At 61.3% G+C, this 13,859-nt stretch carries 14 protein-coding genes; 7 read left to right on the forward strand and 7 right to left on the reverse strand.

Annotation, left to right across the window (positions count from 1 at the left end):
* Positions 1–36: 36 nt before the first annotated feature.
* On the reverse strand, positions 37–930 hold the full coding sequence (gene gluQRS, locus ACV8MC_RS10960) for a tRNA glutamyl-Q(34) synthetase GluQRS (protein WP_457265267.1): 894 nt from the start codon (positions 928–930) through the stop codon (positions 37–39).
* Positions 931–1,139: 209 nt separating this feature from the next.
* Positions 1,140–1,583 (reverse strand): RNA polymerase-binding protein DksA, encoded by a 444-nt coding sequence (dksA, locus tag ACV8MC_RS10965; RefSeq protein WP_041477831.1) that lies wholly within the window; start codon positions 1,581–1,583, stop codon positions 1,140–1,142.
* A gap of 332 nt (positions 1,584–1,915) precedes the next feature.
* On the opposite strand from dksA, the gene ACV8MC_RS10970 reads away from it, so the two are divergent.
* On the forward strand, positions 1,916–3,085 hold the full coding sequence (locus ACV8MC_RS10970) for a pyridoxal phosphate-dependent aminotransferase (protein ID WP_056790414.1): 1,170 nt from the start codon (positions 1,916–1,918) through the stop codon (positions 3,083–3,085).
* Complete coding sequence (gene sfsA, locus ACV8MC_RS10975) at positions 3,085–3,798, forward strand: DNA/RNA nuclease SfsA (RefSeq protein ID WP_095181822.1); 714 nt, start codon at positions 3,085–3,087, stop codon at positions 3,796–3,798. Before ACV8MC_RS10970 ends, sfsA begins: the two co-directional genes overlap by 1 nt.
* Here sfsA and ACV8MC_RS10980 read toward each other — a convergent pair.
* Positions 3,795–4,112 carry a Rieske (2Fe-2S) protein gene (locus ACV8MC_RS10980; RefSeq protein ID WP_056790410.1) on the reverse strand — a complete coding sequence of 106 codons (318 nt, stop codon included), beginning with the start codon at positions 4,110–4,112 and terminating at the stop codon, positions 3,795–3,797. The two genes, sfsA and ACV8MC_RS10980, sit on opposite strands and share 4 nt — an antisense overlap.
* Before the next feature lie 164 nt (positions 4,113–4,276).
* Between ACV8MC_RS10980 and ACV8MC_RS10985 the strand changes: the two genes are divergently transcribed.
* From ACV8MC_RS10985 to ACV8MC_RS11000, 4 genes are read left to right on the forward strand one after another with little or no spacing between them, the layout of a single operon-like run.
* Positions 4,277–5,149, forward strand: coding sequence for a heme/hemin ABC transporter substrate-binding protein (locus ACV8MC_RS10985; RefSeq protein ID WP_095181821.1), 873 nt, complete (start codon positions 4,277–4,279; stop codon positions 5,147–5,149).
* A 50-nt stretch (positions 5,150–5,199) separates the two neighbouring features.
* Entirely contained in the window at positions 5,200–6,183 is a 984-nt protein-coding gene (locus ACV8MC_RS10990) for a FecCD family ABC transporter permease (RefSeq protein ID WP_406229215.1), read from the forward strand.
* Positions 6,183–6,950 carry a heme ABC transporter ATP-binding protein gene (locus ACV8MC_RS10995; RefSeq protein WP_457265270.1) on the forward strand — a complete coding sequence of 256 codons (768 nt, stop codon included), beginning with the start codon at positions 6,183–6,185 and terminating at the stop codon, positions 6,948–6,950. Before ACV8MC_RS10990 ends, ACV8MC_RS10995 begins: the two co-directional genes overlap by 1 nt.
* 19 nt (positions 6,951–6,969) lie before the next feature.
* Positions 6,970–7,818: a ChaN family lipoprotein gene (locus ACV8MC_RS11000; protein ID WP_457265272.1), complete on the forward strand. Its 849-nt coding sequence runs from the start codon at positions 6,970–6,972 to the stop codon at positions 7,816–7,818.
* A 232-nt stretch (positions 7,819–8,050) separates the two neighbouring features.
* On the opposite strand, the gene ACV8MC_RS11005 is transcribed toward ACV8MC_RS11000, so the two are convergent.
* From ACV8MC_RS11005 to ACV8MC_RS11020, 4 genes are all read right to left on the reverse strand, one after another.
* The gene (locus ACV8MC_RS11005; RefSeq protein WP_150742228.1) at positions 8,051–8,845 is read right to left on the reverse strand and encodes a Crp/Fnr family transcriptional regulator; all 795 of its coding nucleotides are present in this window, start codon (positions 8,843–8,845) and stop codon (positions 8,051–8,053) included.
* Between the two features lie 15 nt (positions 8,846–8,860).
* The gene (locus tag ACV8MC_RS11010; RefSeq protein WP_016773175.1) at positions 8,861–9,133 is read right to left on the reverse strand and encodes a TfoX/Sxy family protein; all 273 of its coding nucleotides are present in this window, start codon (positions 9,131–9,133) and stop codon (positions 8,861–8,863) included.
* A gap of 289 nt (positions 9,134–9,422) precedes the next feature.
* The gene (locus ACV8MC_RS11015; RefSeq protein WP_150742227.1) at positions 9,423–9,767 is read right to left on the reverse strand and encodes a pentapeptide repeat-containing protein; all 345 of its coding nucleotides are present in this window, start codon (positions 9,765–9,767) and stop codon (positions 9,423–9,425) included.
* Between the two features lie 91 nt (positions 9,768–9,858).
* The gene (locus ACV8MC_RS11020; RefSeq protein WP_258707205.1) at positions 9,859–11,415 is read right to left on the reverse strand and encodes a bifunctional aminoglycoside phosphotransferase/ATP-binding protein; all 1,557 of its coding nucleotides are present in this window, start codon (positions 11,413–11,415) and stop codon (positions 9,859–9,861) included.
* Between the two features lie 116 nt (positions 11,416–11,531).
* On the opposite strand from ACV8MC_RS11020, the gene mrcB reads away from it, so the two are divergent.
* Positions 11,532–13,856: a penicillin-binding protein 1B gene (gene mrcB, locus ACV8MC_RS11025; protein ID WP_095181816.1), complete on the forward strand. Its 2,325-nt coding sequence runs from the start codon at positions 11,532–11,534 to the stop codon at positions 13,854–13,856.
* Positions 13,857–13,859 lie beyond the last annotated feature (3 nt).

Raw genomic sequence — 13,859 nt, forward strand, 5'->3', positions numbered from 1 at the left:
CGATGGTAACGGATGGGCGCGCGACTGCAAGTGTCGTCATTGCAGTTGCGCTTCGGGCAGGGTCAGTGTGCGCGGGATCTTGGCAGCATCCCAATGTGCGCTGCCCCAGGCCAGCAGTTCGCGCGGCGAAGCGTGAGCCAGTTCGGTGCCGGGATGCTGCCCCACCGCGCGCAAGGCCCGCAGCAGCAACGGCGTGGCCTGATCGGCTTCAAGCGGCGGTGAACGATAGGACTTGCCGAGTTTGTTGCCGTCCGGCTGGGTGATCAGTGGCAGGTGCAGATAGCGCGGCTGTTTCAGGCCGAGCAGTTCTTGCAGGTACAGTTGGCGCGGCGTCGAATCGAGCAGGTCAGCGCCGCGCACGATGTCGGTAATGCCTTGCCAGGCGTCATCAAGCACCACCGCCAATTGATAAGCGTAGAGACCATCGCGCCGACGGATGACGAAGTCGCCGACGTCGCGGCCCAGGTGCTGACGGTATTCGCCCTGCACGCGATCGATGAAGTGGTATTCCAGCTCAGGCACGCGCAGGCGGATCGCGGCGTCGTGCTGATCATGGCCGGCATTGCGGCAAAACCCCGGATAAATCCCGTGATAGGGCTCCAGTTGTTTTCGCGAGCAGGTGCAGGCGTAGGCAAGGCCATGGTTGAACAGGCTGTCGAGCACTTCGGCGTAGGCAGCGTGCCGATCGCTCTGGCGGACCATTTCGCCGTCCCATTCGAAACCGTAGCTTTCCAGCGCCTTGAGAATCGCCGCTTGCGCACCGGGCTCTTCGCGCGGCGGATCGAGATCTTCCATGCGCACCAGCCAGCGCCCACCGACGGAGCGGGCGTCGAGGTAAGACGCCAACGCAGCGACCAGCGAACCGAAGTGCAGGTGGCCACTGGGGGTAGGGGCGAAGCGGCCGATGTAGGCGGGGGATTTGGCAGTCATGGAGGCGATAAAGGCTATTCAGAATTTGAGCAGGTTACCTCTGTGGGAGCGAGTCTGCTCGCGAAAGCTGTGTCAGTCATGAAAGAGTTATCTGAGAGGACGCTTTCGCGAGCAGGCTCGCTCCCACAGAGGCAGACGCAGGTTCCGCGGGCAAAACACAGAAACAAAAACGGAGCGTTCACACGCTCCGTTTTTCGTTCAGGCCGAGATTACTTGCCGACCTGCTTTTCCTTGATTTCCGCCAGGGTCTTGCAGTCGATGCACAGATCCGCGGTCGGACGGGCTTCGAGGCGCTTGACGCCAATCTCGATGCCGCAGGACTCGCACCAGCCGTACTCTTCGTCTTCGATCAACTGCAGGGTCTTGTCGATTTTTTTGATCAGCTTGCGCTCGCGGTCGCGGGCGCGCAGTTCGAGGGAGAACTCTTCTTCCTGGCTGGCACGGTCGGCCGGGTCAGGGAAGTTGGCCGCTTCGTCTTTCATGTGATCAACCGTACGGTCGACTTCCTGCATCAAGTCCAGTTTCCACTTGTTCAGGATCTTGGTGAAGTGCGCGCGCATCGGAGCGCCCATGTACTCTTCACCCGCCTTCTGAACGTAAGGTTCGAAGCCGCTGATCGACGTTTGCTGCTGTTGCTTTGCTTGGGTGGGCATGAAATGGACCGCCTCTACTCTTGTAATCCATTGCGCAGGATTGCTCCATCACCGACACCTGCCGGCCCTGCGGCTGCAAGCGGGCGAACTTACCAGATCAAATCAGCCTGCGCTACTCCCGGATGTCGAGCCCCCGGCGGGTGGCGCTTGCAGATGTCTGACAAGCCGTGTCTGTGGGAAGGGAGACCTGTTCAATCACTGATTTTAGTCAATCCTGGAGCGTACGTTCAGATCGTTACAGTCCAGCGTTCTTGAGGCTGTGACCTTCACGGGTTCTCGCTCGTTCCGGCAGACAGGTAGAATCGTCTCTTTTTTCCGTCGAAGGCATTCCAATGGCCCCCTACAGTGCGCGCAGTCGTGCGATCGAACCGTTCCATGTGATGGCGCTGCTGGCGCGGGCCAATGAATTGCAGGCCGAAGGCCACGACGTGATCCATCTGGAAATCGGCGAGCCGGACTTCACCACCGCCGAGCCGATCATTCGCGCCGGGCAAGCTGCGTTGACGGCGGGCAAGACCCGTTATACCGCCGCCCGTGGCATTCCCGAACTGCGCGAGGCGATCGCCGGTTTCTACCAATCGCGTTACGGCCTGAATATCGACCCACGGCGGATTCTGATCACGCCGGGCGGCTCCGGCGCGTTGTTGCTGGCCAGTGCCCTGTTGGTCGATCCGGGTAAACACTGGCTGCTCGCCGACCCCGGCTACCCGTGCAATCGGCATTTCTTGCGGCTGGTCGAAGGCGCGGCGCAACTGGTGCCGGTCGGGCCGGAGGTGCGTTATCAACTGACCCCGGATCTGGTGGCGCGGCATTGGGACCACGACAGTGTCGGCGCCCTCGTCGCTTCGCCGGCCAACCCGACCGGAACCCTGCTGACCCGCGATGAACTGGGCGGATTATCCACAGCTATCAAGGCCCGGCACGGGCACTTGGTGGTGGATGAGATCTACCACGGCCTGACCTACGGCACTGATGCTGCCAGTGTGCTGGAAGTCGATGACGGCGCTTTTGTCCTTAACAGTTTCTCCAAGTATTTCGGTATGACCGGTTGGCGCCTGGGCTGGCTGGTGGCGCCAGACGCGGCGGTCAGCGAATTGGAAAAGCTTGCGCAGAACCTCTACATCAGCGCGCCAAGCATGGCGCAATACGCTGCGCTGGCCTGTTTCGAGCCCGCCACCATTGCGATTCTCGAAGAGCGCCGCGCCGAGTTTGCGCGCCGTCGCGATTTTCTCCTGCCGGCGCTGCGTGAACTGGGTTTCAACATCGCGGTTGAGCCGGAAGGCGCGTTTTATCTGTACGCCGATATCAGCCGTTTCGGCGGTGATGCCTTCGCGTTCTGCCGGCATTTCCTCGAAACCGAGCACGTCGCCTTTACGCCGGGACTGGATTTCGGTCGTTATCAGGCCGGTCATCACGTGCGCTTCGCTTACACACAAAACCTCGCACGTTTGCAGGAAGCGGTGGAGCGCATCGCGCGCGGCTTGAAGAGCTGGCAAGGCTGATGCGCTTTTATCCTGCTCTGGAAGAAGCGCGGCTGATTCGACGTTACAAGCGTTTTCTCGCCGATATCGAGACCATTAGCGGCGAATTGCTGACCATTCACTGCCCGAACACCGGTTCGATGCTCAATTGCCAGGTCGAGGGCGGGCAGGTCTGGTTCAGCCGCTCCAACGACCCTAAACGCAAGTTGCCCGGCACTTGGGAGATTGGCGAAACACCGCAGGGCCGGCTGTTTTGTGTCAACACCGGGCGGGCGAATGGGCTGGTTGAAGAAGCCTTGCAGGCTGGCGTGATTACCGAGTTGAACGGCTATACCGCGTTGAAGCGTGAGGTTGCCTACGGACAGGAAAAAAGCCGCATCGACTTCCGCCTCGAATACCCCAGCGGACCGGCGTATGTCGAAGTCAAAAGCGTCACCCTCGGCTTCGACGGCACGGCGGTGGCGGCGTTTCCCGATGCGGTGACCCAGCGCGGCGCCAAACATCTGCGCGAGCTGGCGCATCTGGCGCGCGACGGCATTCGGGCGGTGCAGTTGTACTGCGTGAACCTCTCCGGCATCGATGCCGTGCGCCCGGCCGAGGAAATCGATTGGGCTTACGCCGAGGCGCTGCGTGAAGCGGTCGCGTGCGGTGTCGAGGTGTTGGCGTACGGCGTGCGCCTGGACCATGAAGAGATGGTCATCGACCGCCGACTCGATGTGCGGCTCAACGGTTAAACGTCGACCCACACGCCTCGTGTATCTTCCCGGCATTCAATTGCCGTGAGTGACTGCCCGGCGCAGGGGCCGGCGACGCATTCGCCGTTCTCGATCAGAAACAGTGCGCCATGGGTGGCGCACTGGATCAGACTGTTGCTGGGGTCGAGAAACTGGTCGGGCTGCCATTCCAGCCCGACGCCGCGATGCGGGCAGCGATTGAAGTAGACATAGACCTGCCCGCCACGACGCACGGCGAAAAGCTTTTTGCCTTCAATTTCGAAACCGCGACTGCCGGCTTCGGCCAGATCACTGCCGGCGCAGAGAAACTTCATGGCTATCCTCTAATGTCCGCTCGTGTCGGGATATGTCCGAGCTTGACGTTCAAATGCAAACAATTATCAAATGGCGACCTTCTCCCACAGGGAGTCTGGCCGTTGCCGAGGATACTTGGCTCGCTGCGCCGATGCCCGGGAAACCTTGTTCAAGGAAGCTGCGTATGCGCCTGAAAACCCGCGTTGCCGTACTGTGCGTCGGCCTTTTTCTCAGCCATCAGGCGAGCGCAGCGGATTTACCGCAACGCTGGGTCAGCGCCGGCGGTGCGCTGTCGGAATGGGTCAGCGCACTGGGCGGCGAATCGAAGCTGGTAGGGGTCGACACCACCAGTCAGCATCCCCAATCGTTGCAGACGCTGCCGAGCATTGGTTATCAGCGCAGCCTGTCGGCCGAAGGCATCTTGAGCCTGCGCCCGGACATTCTGATCGGTACCGAAGAAATGGGGCCGCCGCCGGTTCTGGCGCAAGTCAAAGCGGCCAAGGTCAAAGTCGAGTTGTTTTCAGCCCAGCCTGATCTGCCGACGCTGGAAAAGAATGTCACTCATCTGGGCCAGTTGCTCGGCGCACAAAGCCAGGCGGCGCAGCTACTGCAGAGTTATCAACAGCAACTCCAGGCGCAGACAGTGCGAGTTGCCCAAGTGCAAACCACACAGAAAGCCCCCGGTGTGTTGCTGTTGCTCGGGCACGCCGGCGGCAAGCCGTTGATCGCCGGCAAGGACACTGCCGCCGACTGGTTGCTGCAACAGGCTGGCGGGCACAACCTTGCGACGCATACCGGCTACAAACCGTTTTCTGTCGAATCCCTCGCCAGCCTCGATCCCGAAGTGCTGGTGTTCGCTGACCGAGCATTGACCGGCGAGGCGGCAAAAGCCGCGTTGTTCAAGGAAAACCCCATCCTCAATTCCAGCCGCGCGGCCAAGAGCGGGCGGGTGATGGAGCTGGACCCGACGCTGCTGGTGGGCGGTCTCGGGCCACGGTTGCCGGCTGCTTTGCAAACCCTGACGGACGGTTTCTACCCGGCCAAGGGCGGCCAATGACCACACAGGTCAAACCCCGTGGCTTGTTCATCGGCCTGACATTGCTGTGTTTGCTGGCGATCTGGCTGTCGCTGGCATTGGGGCCGGTGAGCCTGCCGTTGTTCGATACCCTGCGCGCGGCGCTGCGTCTGATCGGCGTGCCGCTGGCGCCGGAAGGTCTGGAGCAGGCCGAGCTGATTCTCGGCCAGATCCGCCTGCCGCGAACCTTGCTCGGCTTGGCGGTCGGTGGCGTGCTGGCGCTGTCCGGCGTGGCGATGCAGGGCCTGTTTCGTAATCCGCTGGCCGACCCGGGACTGGTGGGGGTGTCCAGTGGCGCGGCACTTGGCGCGGCGATTGCGATTGTCGGCGGTTCTTTATTCGGCGGCCTGCCGGAGTGGTTCGGGCCGTATCTGTTGTCGGTGTGTGCGTTTCTTGGTGGTCTTGGGGTGACGGCGCTGGTCTATCGGCTGGGCCGGCGCAACGGTCAGACCCACGTGGCGACCATGTTGCTGGCCGGTATCGCGCTGACGGCGCTGGCCAGTTCGGCGGTCGGTCTGTTCACTTATCTGGCCGATGACGCGACGCTGCGCACCCTGACCTTCTGGAATCTCGGCAGCCTCAACGGCGCCAGTTACGCGCGGCTGTGGCCCTTGCTGATCATCACCATCGGCGTGGCGCTGTGGCTGCCGCGTCGGGCCAAGGCATTGAATGCCTTGTTGCTCGGTGAATCCGAGGCCGGTCATCTGGGCATCGATGTCGAACGGCTCAAGCGCGAACTGGTGTTCTGCACCGCGCTGGGTGTCGGCGCGGCGGTGGCCGCTGCGGGCATGATCGGCTTTGTCGGGCTGGTGGTGCCGCATCTGGTGCGCCTGCTGGCCGGCCCCGATCACAAAGTTCTGTTGCCAGCCTCGGTGCTGGCGGGTGCAAGCCTGTTATTGCTCGCCGATCTGGTGGCGCGCCTGGCGCTGGCGCCGGCGGAGTTGCCGATCGGCATTGTCACCGCGTTTATCGGCGCGCCGTTCTTCCTTTATCTGCTGCTGCGAGGGCGTGCCTGATGTTGTCCGCGCACGATCTGCATGTCCGCCGTGGCCGCAAAGCTGTGCTCAGTGGGGTTACGCTCGGGCTCGAACCCGGCGAGGTGCTTGGCGTGCTGGGACCGAACGGCGCCGGGAAAAGCACGTTGCTTGGCGCCTTGTGCGGGGAGTTGCTCGCCAGTGACGGCAACGTTTCGCTCGATGGTCAGGCATTGAGCTATTGGAGCGGAACACAGCGGGCACAACGACTGGCGGTGTTGCCGCAGGTGTCGACGCTGGATTTTGCCTTCGCCGTCGAAGAGGTCGTCGGCATGGGCCGTTTGCCGTACCAGACCGGGCGCGTACGTGATGACGAAATCGTCGCGGCAGCGCTGGCCGCCGCCGATGCCGGGCACCTGAGTGGGCGCAGCTATCTGGCGTTGTCAGGTGGCGAGCGTCAGCGCGTGCATCTGGCGCGGGTGCTGGCGCAACTCTGGCCGGGTCAGGCCGGGCAAACCTTGTTGCTCGACGAACCGACATCGATGCTCGATCCGCTGCATCAGCACACCACCTTGCAGGCGGTGCGCGAGTTCGCCGATCGCGGCGCGGCGGTGCTGGTGATCCTGCATGATCTGAATCTTGCGGCGCGCTATTGTGATCGCGTGCTGTTGCTGGAGGAGGGGCGCCCGGTCGCGCTGGATACCCCGCAGCAGGTGCTGCGTCCGGAAACGCTCAAAGCGGTGTTCGGCCTGGAGGTTTTGGTGCAACCGCACCCGGAGCGTGGGCATCCGCTGATCATCGCCCGCTGATCAATCATCGAGGTGTCGCATGCGTGGATTGTGGTTGTTGGCACTGGTGTTGCTCGCGGGGTGTCAGCATGTGGTGGCTCCACCGGTGGGCGGCGATATCCGCGATCTGCGCAGCGGCGAGATGCTCACCGCGCAGCAACTGCTGGTGCGTCTCGCTGAACCTGAGCGTTTGATCATCGGTGAGCAGCACGACAATGCCGATCATCATGCTGCGCAATTATGGCTGTTGCAGTCGCTGGGCAAGCGCCGGGCGCAAGGCAGTCTGCTGCTGGAAATGCTCACGCCGGATCAACAAGCGAAAGTCGATGCGCTGCGCCAGTCGAATTCCGTTGCGGCTGATTTGCCTGCGGCATTGGCCTGGCAGGAGGGCTGGGACTGGAATCTTTACGGGCCGATCGTGCGCTTCGCTCTGACACAGCCATATCCGCTGCTGGCGGCCAATCTCGATGACAGCGAAATCCGTGCGTTTTACCGAAATCCACCTGCGCTGAACGGTCCTCGCAGTAATGCGTTGTCCGTGCAGAACACGTTGCTTGGACAAGTCAGTGAATCCCACTGCGGCCTGCTGCCCGAATCACAGATGCCGGCGATGTTGGCAATTCAGCAACAGCGTGATCGACGCATGGCCGAACGCATGCTGGCGGCGCCAATGCCTTCGATCCTGCTGGCCGGTGCCTGGCATGCGCGCAAGGATGTTGGCGTGCCGCTGCATCTGATGGATCTCGGCGCTGGCAAGCCACCGATCGTATTGATGCTGGCCGAGCAGGGCGCTGCGGTAACGGCGGCGATGGCCGATTACGTCTGGTACACGCCTGCCACGCCGAAGCCGGATTACTGCGAGCAGATGCGTCAGCAATTCGCCAAATGACTTTTCGGCAGGCAAAAAAAGACCCGGTAAAAACCGGGTCAAATAACCGTGATTAGCCTGATGAGGAGATAATCTGAGAGTCCGAACCAAGGGCTTTTCAGAATATCGACTGATCTCGCGACCAGTTGTGATAATCATAGCGATTCTCATTACCGCGTCAACCGCTGTTTTTGCAAATCTGTAATTTAGTTTTGCGAGTGGTGGTGAGGCCCTGTGAATAAAGGGCTATGCGCTAGGTGCGCTGCGTCGTCAACTGCGTGATCTGGCGATTCAACTGTCCGATGCGTCGAGCCATACCCTCAATCAGGCCATGGGCGATCTTCGGATTGCTGCGAGTCATGCTCAAAAATTGATCACCGGGAATCAACATCACCGTGCTCGGCTCGGACGTCACCACCGAAGCGTTGCGCGGCTCGCCGGTAAACAACGCCATGGCGCCGAAAATCTCGTCCTTCGGCACGTCACCGACCTTGTGCCCGTCAACAAATGCCTCGGCGTGCCCGTCGATGATCACGAAGACATGATCCGCTGCATCGCCCTGTTGGATCAGCACGGCGCCGGCCTCGACCCGTTTGAAGCCGTTGGTGCTGCGGAACTCCCGGGGTTTCAACTCGGCCACAGCGTGGGCGAGCAGCGCCATTTGCCCGAGCAGATAGCTCAGAAGCTGCTCGGCTCGATCAGGGTCGGCATACAAATGCTGCAAAACCTCTGCGCGACCATAGGGCAGCAGGCGCACAGTGCTGTCGCTGCATACGCGACAGTCGCTCCATTGCTCGCCACGTTGCAGGCCGAGCAGATCACCTTCCTGCCAGTAGAACAGCGCACGGCCCGCGATGCAGCCATGTACCACGCCCTCGCTCAGCAAAAACAGCTGATCGTCCGGCAACTGCGTATACAAATCATCCGTGGCCTCCAGTTCGACAACAGGCGCGCACGGCGACAAATCCTGCAGCCACTGCCCGGGAAGACTCTGCAAGCGATTGATCAATGCGTCGGCGTGGGCCGATTGTTCCCCCAGTAAATACATGGCGTCAGCGCCTGTTCAGTTTTTATGGCGCGCGGAAATGGCTTCGAGCTGCTTGTTCAAGGCGTCCTTGCGCTCGGCAGGGATGTCGTTCCAGTGCACGTCCATCAACGCCCCTTCGATCGCATACAACAACACCTTTGAAGCGCGAAAGCCTCGAGTACGCACGGCCCGGTAGGCATCCACTGCACCGAGGCGACGCAAGTCCGAGGCGCTGTGGATGCCCACGGCATGCAGCCATTGCGCCGATGTCTTGCCAAGATTTTTCAGGTGTTGCAGTTCATCATTCATCAAGCCTCCTTGCGACGGCCGAATGGTGCGTGGGCGAGCTTCTCAGCAGTGTAGCCATCAGTAGGAAAAGCGTGGTTGTTTGGTCGGATTCGACGTAAAAGCTTCTAAGAAAGGGGGGTAAAGGACCTGCGAACGCAGAGGGAAGGGAGGTAAACGATTATCAATGGGGGAGCGAGCCTGCTCGCGAAGAGGGCGTATCAGACACAATCAATATCGACTGACACTACGCCGTCGCGAGCAGGCTCGCTCCCATAGGGGCAAGGCGTGGTGTCAGGAAGATTTCCGGATATCAGCGAGTGCGATAGCGCAACCGTGTACCGAAATTCATTGACATCAGGATCTCGTCGGCACTCAGCTCCGGCGGAAAGTACGCACCGGAAATCTGTGCATGGGCCAGGCTGGCGCCTTCGAGCGAAGCCTTGCGGAAATCGATGCCACGCAAATCGGCGGAGCGGAAATACGCATCGCGGAAATCCACGTTATCGGCGTTCAGTTCACGCAGGTCGAGGCCACGAAAATCGCCGCCGACCATGTCGATCAGACCATCTTGTGGACGTTGTTTGTTGAAGCCTGCAACGTCATCTTTGTGCAGCAGGGCGTAAAGCGGAGTGTCGAGCAGTTTAGGCTGGCTCATGTCAGATCACCTGTTGGTTTTATGACGCCAGTATAGTGCCACTATTTGCCGGCCGTGAAGCGAGCGAGGGCTTCACGGCCGAAATAGTTTTTTACAGGCCCGGCAGGCGCTGACGGATCTGCGCGACCACAGTGTCCAGCGTGCCGGATTCATTGGTCTGCACGCGTTTGCTGCGCAGAATCTCCTCCGGGGTCAGCGCTTCGCGGTTGGCCTGCTGCGCTTCGATCACTGCCAGGGTGGCGTCGGACGGATCCTTCTGATCGGCCTGGCGCATCGCCAGCCAGCTCTCGATCACGGCTTGCGGGGCGTTGCAGTCGAGGATCAGGAACGGCGTGCCGGTGGCTTCGGCAATCTTCGCCGCGTTATCGCGCTGCTCACGCTTGAGGTAAGTCGCGTCGATCACCACCGGGAACCCGGCGTGCAAAATCACCTCGGCGATTTCATGCAGACGTGCGTAGGTCGCGGTGCTGGCGTCGGCACTGTAAATGCCGGCCTGCACATCGTTGGCGACGGTCTGCTCGCCAAACAGGCGCTTGCGTTCGACATCGGAACGCAGGCGAATCGCGCCCAGCGCTTCGACCAGGCGCATGGCCACATGGCTCTTGCCGACGGCGGAAACACCGTGGGTAATGGCCATGAAGCGCGAAGGAATGGTGCTGTAGCTTTCCGCCAGGTTGGCGTAGTTGCGGTACTGGCGCAGGGTGGTGGCGCGCTGCACCGCAGTCGCGTCCGCCGGCATGCTGAACAATGCCACCTTGGCCCGCACCAGCGCGCGGTAGGCTTTATAGAAGTTCAGCACTTCCAGGCCCTCATAGTCGCCGGTCAGTTCCAGATACTGGCTGATGAGGCGACGCGCCAACGATTTCAGGCCACGGTCTTCCAGGTCCATGGCGAGGAAGCCGGTGTCGGCCCAGACATCAGTGAAACGGAATGGCTCGTTGAACTCGATGCAGTCGAAGATCACCACATTGCCGTCGATGACCGTGGCGTTGCCCAGGTGAATGTCGCCGTGGCATTCACGGGTGAAACCTTGTGTCTTGCGCTGGGCGAACAGGGGCTTGAGGCGCTCGAAGCTGCTTTCGGCCCAGGCTTTCAATGCCTCAAGTTGCAGCAAATCGTTCTTGTCGCTGAGGAACGGCAGGATCTGCTCGAAATTTTGCGCGACCGGCGCCATCACGCTGTCCGGTGTACCGGCGTCGTGTTCGGCCGGGACTTTCGGGGCGTTGAGATGGAAATGGGCGATCTGCTCGGCCAACGCGTCGATGTGCTGAGTGGTCAGTTCGCCATTGGCTTGCAGGGTGCTGAGCAAGCCGCTCTGCGAGAACTGGCGCATTTTCAGCACGTATTCGATAGCCGGGCCGTCGCCGCCCAGTTGCGGTGCCTCGACGCTGCCGGTGACCGGCAACACGTCCAGATACAAATCATCGGTCAGACGCTGGTTCAGCCGCAGCTCTTCTGCGCAGAAATGCGCGCGCGCATCGAGGCTGGTGAAGTCGAGGAAGCCGAAATTCACCGGCTTCTTCACTTTATAGGCAAAGGGCCCGGTGAGAATCACCCACGAGATGTGGGTTTCGATGACCTGAAACCCTTCGACGGGATGCGGGTAGAGGGCCGGGTTTTGCAGGGCAGCGATCAGGGACTGGCTCACGGGCGATCCTTCAGAGGCGGGGGAATTCGAGGCGGCCATTATGGCTGCTTGCCCGCCTGACGCAAACCTCCGCGCGTGCCTGTTGAGGATCGATAAAGTGCGTATAATCCGCCGCCATGACTCGATCCCGATCCCCCCGTACCAAGAAAAAACCACCAGCCAAGGGCCTCAGCCCATGGTTGAGCTGGGCCATTAAACTCAGCCTGGTCGGCCTTGTAGTGCTGGCCGGCTTTGCCGTTTACCTGGATGCCGTGGTGCAGGAGAAGTTCTCCGGCAAGCGCTGGACCATCCCGGCCAAGGTGTACGCGCGCCCGCTCGAGCTGTTCGTCGGACAGAAGCTCAGCAAGGACGATTTCCTCACCGAACTCGATGCCCTCGGCTATCGCCGCGAAGCCGTGAGCAACGGCCCCGGCGCCGCAGCCGTCAGCGGCAATACGGTTGACCTGAACACCCGTGGCTTCCAGTTCTATGAAGGTCTGGAAAAGCCGCAGCCAGTGCGTGTGCGCTTCTCCGGCGACTACGTCGCCGAACTGTCCTCGACCAACGGTTCGAAACTGTCGGTGGTGCGCCTCGAGCCGCTGATGATCGGCGGCATTTACCCGAAAAATCTCGAAGACCGCATCCTGATCAAACTCGATCAGGTGCCGCCGTACTTGCTCGAAACCCTGATCGCCGTCGAAGATCGCGACTTCTACAGCCACTGGGGCGTGTCGCCGAAATCGATCGCCCGCGCCGTGTGGATCAACACCTCCGGCGGCAAGATGACCCAGGGCGGCAGTACGCTGACCCAGCAGTTGGTGAAGAACTTCTACCTGACCAGCGAACGCAGCCTGACCCGCAAGCTCACCGAAGCGATGATGGCGTTGCTGCTGGAACTGCATTACGACAAGAAGGAAATTCTTGAGGCCTACCTCAACGAAGTCTTCGTCGGTCAGGACGGCCAGCGTGCGGTGCACGGTTTTGGTCTGGCCAGTCAGTTCTTCTTCGGCCAGCCATTGTCCGAGCTGAAACTGCATCAGGTTGCGATGCTGGTCGGCATGGTCAAGGGACCGTCCTACTACAACCCGCGCCGCAACCCGGAACGCGCGCTGGAGCGGCGCAATCTGGTCCTCGACGTGCTGGCGCAGCAAGGCGTGGCAACCCCCGAACAGGTCGAAGCGGCGAAGAAAATGCCGCTCGGTGTAACGACTCGCGGCAAGCTCGCCGACAGCTCGTTCCCGGGCTTTATCGACCTGGTCAAACGCCAGTTGCGCGAAGACTACCGCGACGAAGACTTGACCGAAGAAGGCCTGCGCATCTTCACCAGTTTCGACCCGATTCTGCAGATGAAAGCCGAAGCCTCGGTCAACGACACATTCAAGCGTCTGGCCGGGCGCAAGGGCTCGGATGACGTCGAAGCGGCGATGGTCGTGACCAACCCGGAAACCGGTGAAGTCCAGGCGATGATCGGCAGCCGTCAGGCCAGTTACGCCGGTTTCAACCGCGCACTCGATGCGGTACGCCCGATCGGCTCGCTGATCAAACCGGCGGTGTATCTGACCGCGCTTGAGAAACCGAGCCAGTACACGCTGACCAGTTGGCTGTCGGACGATCCACTGTCGGTCAAGGGCGCCAACGGTCAGGTGTGGAAACCGCAGAACTACGATCGCCGCTCCCACGGTACGGTGTTCCTCTATCAGGGCCTGGCGCATTCCTACAACCTGTCGACCTCGCGCCTGGGCCTGGAAGTCGGCGTGCCGAACGTGCTCAAGACCGTAGGTCGTCTGGGAGTTACCCGTGAATTCCCGGCGTTCCCGTCGATGCTGCTCGGTGCTGGCGGTATGACGCCGATCGAAGTGGCGACCATGTACCAGACGCTGGCCAACGGTGGTTTCAATACGCCGATGCGCGGCATTCGCAGCGTGCTGACCGCCGAGGGCGAGCCGCTCAAGCGTTATCCGTTCCAGATCGAACAGCGCTTCGACCCTGCCTCGATTTACCTGATCCAGAACGCCATGCAGCGGGTGATGCGTGAAGGTACCGGCAGTTCGGTTTATAACGTGCTGCCCAAGACCCTGACACTGGCGGGCAAGACCGGTACCAGTAACGATTCGCGCGACAGCTGGTTTGCCGGTTTCAGTCAGGATCTGCTGGCAGTGGTCTGGCTGGGTCGCGACGACAACGGCAAGACGCCGTTCACCGGGGCCACCGGTGCGCTGCAGGTCTGGACCAGTTTCATGCGCAAGGCCGATCCGCTGCCGCTGGACATGCCGCAGCCGGACAACGTCGTGCAAGCGTGGGTCGATTCGCGCACCGGCCAGGGTTCCGATGCCAACTGCCCCGGCGCGGTACAGATGCCGTATATTCGCGGCAGCGAGCCGCCACCCGGCGCCGCGTGTGCAAGCGAAACACCTGCCTCGCCGGAATCGGTGATGGACTGGGTCAAGGGCTGGATGAATTAAGCA

It is taken from the genome of Pseudomonas sp. PK-RTE-24 (assembly GCF_054052265.1).

Coding starts and splice junctions, on each gene's coding strand:
- gluQRS (WP_457265267.1), bottom strand. CDS start 930: ATGACTGCCAAATCCCCCGCCTACATCGGCCGCTTCGCCCCTACCCCC.
- dksA (WP_041477831.1), bottom strand. CDS start 1,583: ATGCCCACCCAAGCAAAGCAACAGCAGCAAACGTCGATCAGCGGCTTC.
- ACV8MC_RS10970 (WP_056790414.1), top strand. CDS start 1,916: ATGGCCCCCTACAGTGCGCGCAGTCGTGCGATCGAACCGTTCCATGTG.
- sfsA (WP_095181822.1), top strand. CDS start 3,085: ATGCGCTTTTATCCTGCTCTGGAAGAAGCGCGGCTGATTCGACGTTAC.
- ACV8MC_RS10980 (WP_056790410.1), bottom strand. CDS start 4,112: ATGAAGTTTCTCTGCGCCGGCAGTGATCTGGCCGAAGCCGGCAGTCGC.
- ACV8MC_RS10985 (WP_095181821.1), top strand. CDS start 4,277: ATGCGCCTGAAAACCCGCGTTGCCGTACTGTGCGTCGGCCTTTTTCTC.
- ACV8MC_RS10995 (WP_457265270.1), top strand. CDS start 6,183: ATGTTGTCCGCGCACGATCTGCATGTCCGCCGTGGCCGCAAAGCTGTG.
- ACV8MC_RS11000 (WP_457265272.1), top strand. CDS start 6,970: ATGCGTGGATTGTGGTTGTTGGCACTGGTGTTGCTCGCGGGGTGTCAG.
- ACV8MC_RS11005 (WP_150742228.1), bottom strand. CDS start 8,845: ATGTATTTACTGGGGGAACAATCGGCCCACGCCGACGCATTGATCAAT.
- ACV8MC_RS11010 (WP_016773175.1), bottom strand. CDS start 9,133: ATGAATGATGAACTGCAACACCTGAAAAATCTTGGCAAGACATCGGCG.
- ACV8MC_RS11015 (WP_150742227.1), bottom strand. CDS start 9,767: ATGAGCCAGCCTAAACTGCTCGACACTCCGCTTTACGCCCTGCTGCAC.
- mrcB (WP_095181816.1), top strand. CDS start 11,532: ATGACTCGATCCCGATCCCCCCGTACCAAGAAAAAACCACCAGCCAAG.